The 10,918-nt window shown below is 50.6% G+C and carries 6 protein-coding genes and 1 pseudogene; 4 read left to right on the top strand and 3 right to left on the bottom strand.

Features of this window, described 5'->3' with window-relative positions; translation table 11 throughout:
• Window positions 1–4 precede the first annotated feature (4 nt).
• Both FE240_RS11495 and FE240_RS11490 read left to right on the top strand, forming a co-directional pair.
• Window positions 5–2,422, top strand: a complete 2,418-nt coding sequence (locus tag FE240_RS11495) for a YgiQ family radical SAM protein (protein ID WP_193001077.1) — start codon at window positions 5–7, stop codon at window positions 2,420–2,422.
• Between the two features lie 924 nt (window positions 2,423–3,346).
• Window positions 3,347–3,530, top strand: a pseudogene (locus tag FE240_RS11490) (IS481 family transposase); the annotation flags it as partial.
• 629 nt (window positions 3,531–4,159) lie between these two features.
• On the opposite strand, the gene FE240_RS11485 reads toward FE240_RS11490, so the two are convergent.
• Genes FE240_RS11485 through FE240_RS11475 form a run of 3 tightly spaced genes read right to left on the bottom strand, consistent with a single transcriptional unit; the run spans window position 4,160 to window position 8,015 of the window.
• The gene (locus FE240_RS11485) at window positions 4,160–5,077 is read right to left on the bottom strand and encodes an IS5 family transposase (protein WP_193000518.1); all 918 of its coding nucleotides are present in this window, start codon (window positions 5,075–5,077) and stop codon (window positions 4,160–4,162) included.
• 48 nt (window positions 5,078–5,125) lie between these two features.
• Entirely contained in the window at window positions 5,126–7,234 is a 2,109-nt protein-coding gene (locus FE240_RS11480) for a UvrD-helicase domain-containing protein (RefSeq protein WP_193001075.1), read from the bottom strand.
• Window positions 7,224–8,015 (bottom strand): hypothetical protein, encoded by a 792-nt coding sequence (locus FE240_RS11475; RefSeq protein WP_193001073.1) that lies wholly within the window; start codon window positions 8,013–8,015, stop codon window positions 7,224–7,226. The genes FE240_RS11480 and FE240_RS11475 overlap by 11 nt, the downstream gene beginning before the upstream one ends.
• Window positions 8,016–8,510: 495 nt before the next feature.
• Here FE240_RS11475 and FE240_RS11470 point away from each other — a divergent pair, with 495 nt between their 5' ends.
• Window positions 8,511–8,837 carry a hypothetical protein gene (locus FE240_RS11470; RefSeq protein ID WP_404800083.1) on the top strand — a complete coding sequence of 109 codons (327 nt, stop codon included), beginning with the start codon at window positions 8,511–8,513 and terminating at the stop codon, window positions 8,835–8,837.
• A 325-nt stretch (window positions 8,838–9,162) separates the two neighbouring features.
• Window positions 9,163–10,878 carry an NAD-dependent malic enzyme gene (locus FE240_RS11465; protein ID WP_193001072.1) on the top strand — a complete coding sequence of 572 codons (1,716 nt, stop codon included), beginning with the start codon at window positions 9,163–9,165 and terminating at the stop codon, window positions 10,876–10,878.
• Window positions 10,879–10,918: the final 40 nt, after the last annotated feature.

Below are 10,918 nucleotides of genomic sequence, written 5' to 3'. Positions count from 1 at the left end.
CAATATGCAACCGGTTACCAACATCTTCTCCTATCCCCGCTACTGGGCCGAGTGCTACGGCACGGCGCCCTTCCTGCCCATGTCCCGCAAGGAGATGGACGCACTTGGCTGGGACAGCTGCGATGTGATCCTGGTGACCGGGGATGCCTACGTGGATCACCCGAGTTTTGGCATGGCGGTGATCGGCCGTATGCTGGAATCCCAAGGCTTTCGGGTTGGCATCATCGCCCAGCCCGACTGGTCATCGAAAGAGGACTTCATGCGCCTGGGCAAGCCCAACCTCTTCTACGGGGTGACGGCGGGCAACATGGACTCGATGATCAACCGCTACACCTCGGATAAGAAGCTGCGCCACGACGATGCCTACACCCCGGGCAACGTGGGCGGCAAGCGTCCCGATCGCGCCACCTTGGTTTATACCCAGCGCTGCAAGGAGGCCTATAAAGAGGTGCCTGTGGTGATCGGTGGCATCGAGGCCTCCTTGCGCCGCATCGCCCATTACGATTACTGGTCTGAGACCATCCGTCGCTCCATCCTGTTTGATGCCAAGGCCGACATTCTCATCTATGGCAACGCCGAGCGGCCGCTCATCGAGGTGGCCCACCGCATCGCCGCAGGCGAGAGCATCGACGCCATGCAGGATATTCGCGGCACCGCCGTCATCCGCCCCGAGCCCCTGCCGGGCTGGAGCGGGGTGGACTCGAGCAAGCTCGACCAGATTGGCCGCATCGATCCCATCATGAACCCCTACATGGAGGGGGCGCCGTGCAGCGACGACGAGAGCAGCGCGCCGGCAGCCCAAGAGGCCCAACCCGTGCTGGTGCAGCCGGCCAAGCCCAAGCCGTGGGAGAAGACCTATGTGAAGCTGCCGGCGTTCGAGCGGGTGAAAGAGGACAAGGTGCTCTACGCCCATGCGTCGCGCATCTTGCACCACGAGACCAACCCCGGCTGCGCCCGCGCCCTCTCTCAGGCCCACGGCGATCGCATCATTTGGGTCAACCCGCCCGCCTTCCCGCTTGAGACCGATGAGATGGACGGGGTGTTCGGCTTGCCCTATCAGCGGGTGCCGCACCCGGCCTATGGCAACGAGAAGATCCCGGCCTATGACATGATCAAGACCTCGGTCAACATCATGCGCGGCTGCTTCGGCGGCTGCTCCTTTTGCTCCATCACCGAGCACGAGGGGCGCATCATCCAGAGCCGCTCGCAGGAGTCGATCATCAAAGAGATCGAAGAGATCCGCGACAAGGTGCCGGGCTTTACCGGGGTCATCTCGGATCTTGGCGGCCCCACCGCCAACATGTACCAGCTGCGCTGCAAGAACCCTAAGGCCGAGCAGACCTGCCGGCGCGCCTCCTGCGTCTGGCCGACCATCTGCCCGCACATGGACACCGACCACACCCCGACCATCAACCTCTATCGCAAGGCGCGCGACTTGAAGGGCATCAAGAAGATCCTGATCGCCTCCGGGGTGCGCTATGACCTGGCGGTGGAAGATCCGCGCTACGTCAAGGAGCTGGCCAAGTACCACGTGGGCGGCTACCTCAAGATTGCCCCGGAGCACACCGAAGAGGGGCCGCTCTCTAAGATGATGAAGCCGGGGATGGGCTCCTATTACAAGTTCAAGGAGCTGTTTGACAAGTTCTCCAAAGAGGCGGGCAAGCAGCAGTACCTGATCCCTTACTTCATCGCCGCCCACCCCGGCACCACGGATGAGGACATGGTCAATCTGGCCCTGTGGCTTAAAGAGAACCGCTTCAAGCTCGATCAGGTGCAAAACTTCTACCCGTCGCCGCTCGCCAACGCCACCACCATGTATTACACGGAGAAAAATCCGCTCAGCAAGGTGCACCGGATCGGCGGCGATGTGTTTGTCGCCAAGGGCGAGCGCCGCCGCCGCCTGCACAAGGCAATATTGCGCTACCACGATCCGGCCGGCTGGCCGCTCATTCGCGAGGCCCTGCTCGAGATGGGCAAGGGCTACCTCATCGGCAATGGCCCCGAGTGTCTGGTGCCGCCGGAAGGCCGTGGCGAACTTAAAGGCAAGGGCGGGGCCGAACGCAGCCGCAGCAAGGGCTTGAAACCGGCCCTGACCCGCCATAGCGACATCGCCCATCAACGTGGTAACGGCGCGGGCAACAAGAGTGCCGGTGGCCAGAGCAAGGGGCACGGTAACGCCCAGACCGGCAAGGGCCCGGCGGCGGGCAAAGCCGGTAAAGGCAACGGTAAGCCGGTGGGCAGCGAGCTGAAATTAGGGAAGGGCAACGGCAAACCGGCCGCCCAAGGGGCAGCTCAGAAGCCCGCAGGGCAGGGGAAAACGGCCCACAAGGGCAAGGCATCCACCCGCGCCGGCACCGGCAAACCCACCGCCCAAGGTGGCAAGCCGGCGGCCAAAGGTGGAGCCAAGCGGCCGGCTCGGTGAGTTTGCTGATTAGAAAGCGATAGAAATAAAAAGGCGACCGGAGGGTCGCCTTTTTATTTCTTGGTACAATTCCTTCTATTTATTAAATTTAATGACAAGTATCCGCACCAGACATATAGAGACCATTACATCAGTAATTAGAATAATGGCATGCATATATAATGAGGCTTCTTCTATCCCCAGTCGGACTATTGATGGATAGAAAATACAAAGAATGAAAAGCCAAAAAATGAGAGAAATCATAGATGAACGTTTTTCATTAATCGCGTTTTTAACATCAGGCCATATGAAGAGTCCATATATAGATGAAAGTGCCAGCAGTACGGTAATGAGGAATAAATAGTATATGATTTGAGGTAACCAATAAGCTACAAACACTGACGCACCAATCTCATGCTGGGATACAAAAAACAACCTATAAATACACTCAAAAAGAACATTAATAATAAGCAGCAGCGCACCATGACAAATTTTTGCTGGCTTGTAATACCTTGCCCTATACTTAGCTCTTGATTTTTTAATAAAGAATATAAATAATAATGTAACAATGCCGAGGGTAAGATACATTTCAATTTCGTAGGTACTATTGTAATATGATATCATACATGTCCATTATGAATGGTTAATCAACCTATCTCACCTAGTGAGTGAGTTTAATTTGTGAGTTTTCGCTATCTCTGTAAATCTAGCGATTAGATTCACCTCGGGTTCATAGTCTAAAGCCCTGTTGGCGTCATCTAAAATCAGCACTTTTATTATCTCGCATGTTGGATTTCGTAAGCGCACCGCCAACCTACATGGTTAATTAGGACTGTAGGTTGTAGCTGAACGAGGTGAAGCCCAACGTGTACCAATAAATGCGTTTATCGTTGCCACGTCGCACCGTAATATTGATGCTCCTTCTCGCCAATTTATGATGTCAGTATCAAGGGAAGAATGAGCTGGTATGAGTTGGTGGTGCAGATGCAGACAGATCTGGACAGCTACTTATATCACTACAACACCCAGCGGTCACATCAAGATTGGATGATGAAGGGGAAAACTCTACATCATGTTCAAAAAGGGTCTTAAATTGATTCCGCAGGAAGTGCGCCATAAAGTAGCGTAAACAAGACACCGGTTTGAGGCCGGTGTCAGGTGATAACTAGATCTGTACACTTTGAGTGAAGAATACTCGCGTCATAACAACGTCCGGTATAGCGTCAGTTCCCCGCCGGTGTGATCGCATCTGAATTGGCGCCATCGATGCCAAGACATTCTCTTTTAGCCCCCAAGTTTCACAAATGCCATCGCAAATGCTGGATGACGAGTTGTGCTGGGCGATGGATGAGGGCTTTCTCCAAAAGATGGATGTCCTGATAATTATTCCCAGATTTCGGCTGATATAAAAAGACACCGGCTAGGAGCCGGTGTCTAGTCATAACTAAAGCAATGTGAATAAGATCGCGGGTTTTACTTTATTACGGTGATTTTCTTATTGATTATTGCAGATTCAAGGATCTCACTTTCTCCCCTAAGAATTTCACCAATTATACTTACCGAGCGCCTGGCTCTAGTTATAGATACATATAGACGGTTATGTGCGACATAATTTTGGAACATCTTGGTTGCCATAGAGGTTGCTTTGCTAACATCCGGTATTCTGCCTTTATCAACACCGACTAAGACAACTCCTTCGAACGGCGTTGTTTCCCAAATCAGCCAGCAAGTCATGACGTTCCCAGCCCAGGGTGAGCGCTACACTCGGGGCTTTCTGACAGGTAGGCCAAGGGTATTCAGTTTGTTCATCGCACACACGTAGGCCATGACCTCTCCCACTTGACCGTTGTAGTTACGCAGACTGATTTTCCCCGTCAGCAACTGTTTGAACCGGTACATCGCCGTCTCTGCCAGCGAGCGACGGTGATACCCCGATATCTTCTTCCAGTGCGCCAACCCTTCCTTGCGCATCACCAGCACAGCCTCATTTCTTGGATGCCCCTTTTTCCAGAGCCCCGCACTCTTGCGAGGCGGGATACAGGCTATCGCCCCTTTGCGCGAGATAAGCTGATGGCTGGCCTTGCTGTCATAGGCGCCATCTGCATAAACACGCCCCAGCTTACGCCGCAGAGGGTTAAGCAAGGTGGGCAACACCTCAGCATCATGGACATTTTCCAGCGAGACTTCCGCCGCCACGATATCGTGGCTCACCGGGTCTACCGCCAGATGCAACTTGCGCCACACTCGCCGCTTCTCAGCGCCATGTTTTCTAACCTTCCACTCGCCTTCGCCAAACACCTTCAGGCCAGTCGAGTCGATAACCAGGTCGGTGATGCGCCCCTTGCTGGGCTGCCGATAGGTCACGGTCACCGTGCGGGCCCGCTTGCTGACACAGCTATAGTCCGGTGCGCACAACGGCACATTCATCAACTCGAACAGGGAGTCGAATAGTCCCTGAGTAGCCCGCAGAGTGAGGTTGAAAATTCCCTTGAGCATCAGGAAGGTACAGATGGTCTGGTCAGTGTAAAGCTGGCTGCGGCCCCGCCGCCCATGATGGTCGTGGTAGAGCCAGTTGTTCATGACTTCGGCATCAACCCAGAAGGTGAGTGAACCTCGGTTAATCAAAGACTTGTTGTATTTAGGCCAATTGGTGATGGGGTGAAGCGACTTGCCCATAATGCAGACTTGAAGAGGATGGTGGTGATCAGATCACCAAGTCCTCTGTTAGTTCCATTCAAGCTGCATCGATTTGGGAAACAACGCCCCTTCGAACTCTAGCCCTCCAACATAATCTGCCATTGTTAGTACGTATAAAGCTCCTTTTTCTGCTTGGTTGACACTAATCAAATCCCCTCGTTTAGTGACTTCTATATATCGTTTTCTGGCATCCTTTGCATACTGAATCGCTTCGTGGAATAAAATTCTATCGAAAAATATGATAGCTATTTGATGGGTTTTAAGATTGAGTCGATTCTTTGTTTCGTCAGCTACATCAAAGGCTTTATGGAATATGCTCGTTGCACTATCAATTAGATGATATGTCGGATATTCATCCGCGACTTCATTCCCATATATATAAGGAGAGTCTGATATTGGGTTGTCAAAATTAGTAAATAAATTTGCTCCGTGTGAGGTAATGGAGAATGCAAGATCAGTAATCTCAGGTGAGCACCTGAAAACAGCTTTCAAAATAACTTTTTCAGAATTATTTTGTATCCCAACAGACTCATTGAAGTCAATGTCGTTCCATGCGATGTCGCCAATTGCCTGAGACAAGTCAATAGCGTAAGAAATAGGTGATAGAGTAGTGGTTTTTGTTAGGTGATGAATAAGCGACAGTTCATTCAAGTTAAATAAATGCACCTCATCAATGAAGATGGAATCATAACCTTCATGCTTACGACGTCTCCTCCAAATTGGTGAGTCCAGCTTAGACATTGCAGATATAGCAATATCATCAACATCAAATTGCGATATCTTTTCAAGAACTTCGGTGTAATCAGTGTAAACATCGAAAATAAATCTACGATCATTTACTGTAGATATAGGAGCGCCATATTTTGGCCTGCTGATGTCCTTGTATACATCAAAGGTTTCTGCGGAGCGACCTTTTATAACCACACTAATCTCATGTCTTATTAGTTCTGATATATGTAGTTCATCTTCATTTTCAAGAAATTGATAAAATTCAGCACTAATAAAATCTTTGAGTGATGAGATGTTTTTTATTTTCCCTGAAATTATATCAGATAAATGTAATAACTGAACGTTCTTTGACTCTAGAGTATCCTCGTCTAAAAGCTCACTCTCATGTATATCTTGTTTTAAAAAATCAGTATATATATCTTGTAATGTCTTTACTTCAATTCCACTTAATGATTCTCGAGGGAAGTCAATTATGTTGGATGTTAATACATCAATAAAATATGTTACATTATTTACAATCTCCCTACTAGGGGCAATGAATACAAATTTAAACCCTACACCATCATCGTGGCATTTATGAGCCCAGTACAGCATTTTTAATATCATACATATAGTTTTTCCTGACCCGGCAGGTCCTTCTATACGTGACGGTTCATTATAATTTGTCTCTATAAATTTTCTTTGTTTTTCTGATAAATGTTGATAAGGGTTAATTTGACCTAATAGTGTGGGTGTATCAATATTATCAGTGGCTAAATTTGCTGTTGTAAAGGGAGTTGTTGTTGTATTAGTTGAGTTTTGATTGTCGCTCTTGTTTTCATATGTAGAATGTGAAAACAAACACTCTATGGATTTATTAAAGTTTGTTGTTGGGCATTCCTCTTTTATGCCATCCCCACCATTATTTCCAAACCTATAGGCTAATAAATGTTTTCCAGGGTATCGTCTTGATAGTCTTTTTTCGCAAGGTTGTCTTTCAAGAGTGATCCTGTAAGAGGTACTTGATGCTACAGGAAAGGGGAAAACAATGGCCTTACTAGAGCTGGGGGGGACATATTCATTATTGTTTAGGCCTAAATTCCCCCAGTATTTAACACAAAAGCGAAGTGTTTTTTGAATCAATGTAATGAGCATTGAATCATTTAATGATGAAAGGTCACAGCATCGAAAGTCTAGGGTGAAAGTGTGTTTTTGGGCAGAAAATTCTTCAGTTGGAGATGTTAAAACATATCCATTTTTATAATTTATGAGGTTTAATCCTATATTTTTACCATTGTGCTCACTTCCATCCCCTCTAAATATGGTTATGAGGTTTTCAGATAATGAGAAGTCAGAACTCTGCAACCCTCTGTTTGATAATATAATACCGGCTGCATTTTCTGTTAGACCAATATAATCAGCGCGCAAAATAAACCTCCAAGATTTCGTTGTAAACGTTATCTGATATATCTTCAGTGCCTATTCTTGCATAGAATTGTGAAAATCTCTGTAATAGATGCTCGATGTATGGTGATTTAATAATGCACTTGAAACTAGCACTTTCATCTTCATTAATTAAGATGTTTCGATATATTTCATCCTTGTCTCGGTTATATTTTTGGTGAAATAGTATATTTGATATACCTTTTGCGGCGTCAATCGGAAGACTGATTGGCTCTGAGAGGTCGACAACTAGTCCAATATGCTCAATACCTTCAAGGTACTCAAAGAAATGTATGTTTTGTTTCTGGTTGTTAATAATGGATTCTATATATCTTTTTTTGCTGTCAGTAATGTTTTTTATTTTTGGTAATTTGCATTTATTGCAAATAAAGTCATGTAGTTGAATTATTTTATCTATGTCAGTTTTTTTTGTGCAGCGAGATGATAGAATTCGTGTGAATTCATCAATCCCAAAAGTTTTACATGTCTCATAGTTAAGTTCGTATTTTGTTGCTAGATCATCAAACTGTGTTGTCGCAGCTTTTAAGTTTTTATTATAAAAGTCATCATTACCATATATTTCCATCCATGTGGAAAGGGGATAAATAGGTAAGCAAACGACTTTATCGACTTTGTCGTGCTCTAGATCACATCTTGCAGTTATAATGATTCCTAAAGTGGATAAGCCATTTGAATTTTTGAGTCCATTAAATATTGAGCCTTGAGAAAAATAATTCCCGTTGGCTAAGTCTGATATTACACGCATTAGTTTCCTTGCAATAAAGTTGTCATTAATTTTAATGGATTTTTGGCTGTGTTTTCGTTCAGCCTATAAATATTCCATCGCCTTTTAGTCGCTGGTGCCTGATAACAATAATTGCGCCCTATAAAGTGTTTATATGCAATATTGTTGTCCATCTCAGGTTATGGGCACGACGGCCATGGTGATCCGAACGAATCTCTACTGACCAGTCAAAAATTGATGCATCTATCAGGAAGATCTGCGTTTTTTGCGCCAGCTCAACAATTGAAGCGAAGGCGCCGGGTGGCCGGAGGGAGGGGCAGGGAGGGGGTTGTCGAGAAGGAAGGGCACGGGGGAGGGGACTATAGTGCAGCGAGGCAGGGTGCCTCGTTTGGCCCGCGTGAGTGGGGGCTAACCACAATGGATAAAACGATGGGAGTTGGTCATATGAAGCGGATCCTGATGGCGTTGAGTCTGTGTGCGATTGTTATGGGAATGGGAATGGGAATGGGAATGGGTATGGGAATGGGTATGGGAGTGGCCCAGAGCGCGACGGTGGCGAGCGATGGCGTGGGGGCGCAGCAGGCGTGTGAGGCCCAAGCGGCGGTGAAGAAGCTGGCGGGCGCCGCCAAAACCAGCTTTGTGGGCAAGTACGCCAAGGATGCTGCCGCCGCTGAACCGGCCAACGCCAAGGCTGGGGAGAATCTGGGACACCCACCTTTCTGTGTGAGGCCTATCACAACCAATTTCCACGCTACCGCCCGTGGATCTAGCTTCCAACGCGCTCCATTAAACGGCATGGGGGGAACCCATCGCGGCCTAATGGGGTTCGGGGTAGGATGGTAAACAAATGAGCCCGGGCGGGCGAGTGGCATCAATGAGTAATTTATCAAAAAAGTGCCGTTTTTTGAGCCGGATCACCCATACCGCGCCATGGCCGGTGGCCGCGTTTCATCGAAAGGGGCGTGGCCCTGATGGCTTATGGGGGCCACTCGGGCGGCTGCTTTCCCGGCGCAGGCTGCGCGGCGACAGGGGGCGGCGCGTCGGTGAGCAGGGCGGGGAGTTTATGCCTCGGCTCACAGAACCGGGTAGCTAAACGTCATATGATTGATTTTATTATGAGTCTTGTGCATTCGGCCGCAGGCCTTTCACCCTCAATAAGAGAACGACTATGGCAACTGGACAATATCTGCTCTGGAAAGATGCAGAGGGCAATGAATTTCGTCCCGTCTCCCTGACCGGAACCGATCTTCTGAACAACCGCTATCTCAACAAGGGCACCGCTTTTACCGAGCAAGAGCGGGCCGACTTCGAGCTGGAAGGCCTGCTGCCGCCCCAGGAGCAGACCTTCGAGGCCCAGCTCGAACGGGTCTACGAGGGGTTCAAAAGCGCCTGTAGCGACATCGAGAAGTACCAGAACCTGCGCGCCCTGCAAGACAGAAACGAGACCCTCTTCTACGCCCTGTTGTCGCGCCATGTGGAGGAGATGACCCCCTACATCTACACCCCGACCGTGGGCAAGGCGTGCCAGGAGTTCAGCCACCGCTTCCAAAAGCCGCGTGGCCTCTACATCACCCCCGACAATGTCGATGACATGGGCAGTCAGGCACGCCACTTCGATGCCAAGTCCATTCGCATCATCGTCGTCACCGACAGCCAGGGGATCCTCGGCATCGGCGACCAGGGGGTGGGCGGCATGGGCATTCCCATCGGTAAGCTGGCCCTCTACACCCTGGCGGCCGGTATTCACCCCGCCTGCTGCCTGCCCATTGCCCTCGATGTGGGCACCGACAACCAGAAGCTGCTCGATGACCCCATGTACTTGGGGCGCACCCACAAGCGGATGCGCGGCACTGAGTATGAGATGTTCATCGAGAAGTTTGTGCAGGGGGTCAAGCGCCACTTCCCCAACGCCGTGTTGCAGTGGGAAGATTTCAGTAAATCCAATGCCTTTAACAACCTGTCCCGCTACCAGCAGGTGCTGCCCTCGTTTAACGATGACATCCAGGGCACCGGTGCCGTGGTGCTGGCCGGCATCATCGGCGCGGTCAGGGCCAAGGGCGAGACCCTGAGTCAGCAAAACTACTTGGTCTATGGCGCCGGAGCCGGTGGGGTGGGGGTGGCCGATCAGATCTGCGCCGGCCTTATCTACGAAGGGCTCGAGCCGCAGGCGGCGCGCGATCGCATTTATATCCTCGACACCCAGGGGCTGGTGTGCGACTGCCGCGAGGGGCTCGACGAGTACAAGCGCCGGTACGCCAAGCCATGCGCCCTGCTCGAGCAGTGGCAGACCGAGGTGCCGGGTAAGGCCAACCTCACCGAGGTGTTGCGTCACGTGCCGATCACCGTGCTGCTTGGCACCAGCGGCGCCGGCGGCGCCTTCCAGGAGCAGCACATCAAGCTGATGCTCGAGCACAGCGATCGCCCCATGGTGTTCCCGCTCTCCAACCCCACCGCCAACTGCGAGGCGCTGCCCGAGGATATCTATCGCTGGAGCCAGGGGCGGGCCATCGTCGCCACCGGCAGCCCGTTCCCGCCGGTGGAGTATGAAGGGCGCCGCATTCGCATCGGTCAGGGTAACAACGTCTTCATCTTCCCCGGTGTGGGGCTGGCGGCCATCGTCGGTCAGGTGCGCGAAATCACCCCTGACATGTTCACCACGGCGGCCTTTGCGCTGGCCGAGTGTGTCGGCATCAAGGACATGGAGCAGGGCTCGGTCTACCCGCCCATTGGCGATCTGCGCCGCATCTCGGTGCAGGTGGCGACCGCCGTGCTCAAGGAGATAGTGCGCCGCAACCCGACCCATCCGCTGATCGGCCAGGATCTCGAGCAGCACCTGCTGAGCCACATGTGGGAGCCGGTCTATCTGCCCTATCGCAGGGTTTAGGTTCACATCATGAAAAAGGCTGCCCACGGGCAGCCTTTTT

The sequence above is a fragment of the Aeromonas simiae genome (assembly GCF_014892695.1).
Lineage (GTDB): Bacteria > Pseudomonadota > Gammaproteobacteria > Enterobacterales > Aeromonadaceae > Aeromonas > Aeromonas simiae.
The sequence above is the reverse complement of the archived record's forward strand: the minus strand, read 5'-3'. Positions and strand labels throughout refer to the sequence as shown.

Coding starts and splice junctions, on each gene's coding strand:
- FE240_RS11485 (WP_193000518.1), bottom strand. CDS start 5,077: ATGGGCAAGTCGCTTCACCCCATCACCAATTGGCCTAAATACAACAAG.
- FE240_RS11495 (WP_193001077.1), top strand. CDS start 5: ATGCAACCGGTTACCAACATCTTCTCCTATCCCCGCTACTGGGCCGAG.
- FE240_RS11465 (WP_193001072.1), top strand. CDS start 9,163: ATGGCAACTGGACAATATCTGCTCTGGAAAGATGCAGAGGGCAATGAA.
- FE240_RS11475 (WP_193001073.1), bottom strand. CDS start 8,015: ATGCGTGTAATATCAGACTTAGCCAACGGGAATTATTTTTCTCAAGGC.
- FE240_RS11470 (WP_404800083.1), top strand. CDS start 8,511: ATGGGAATGGGTATGGGAGTGGCCCAGAGCGCGACGGTGGCGAGCGAT.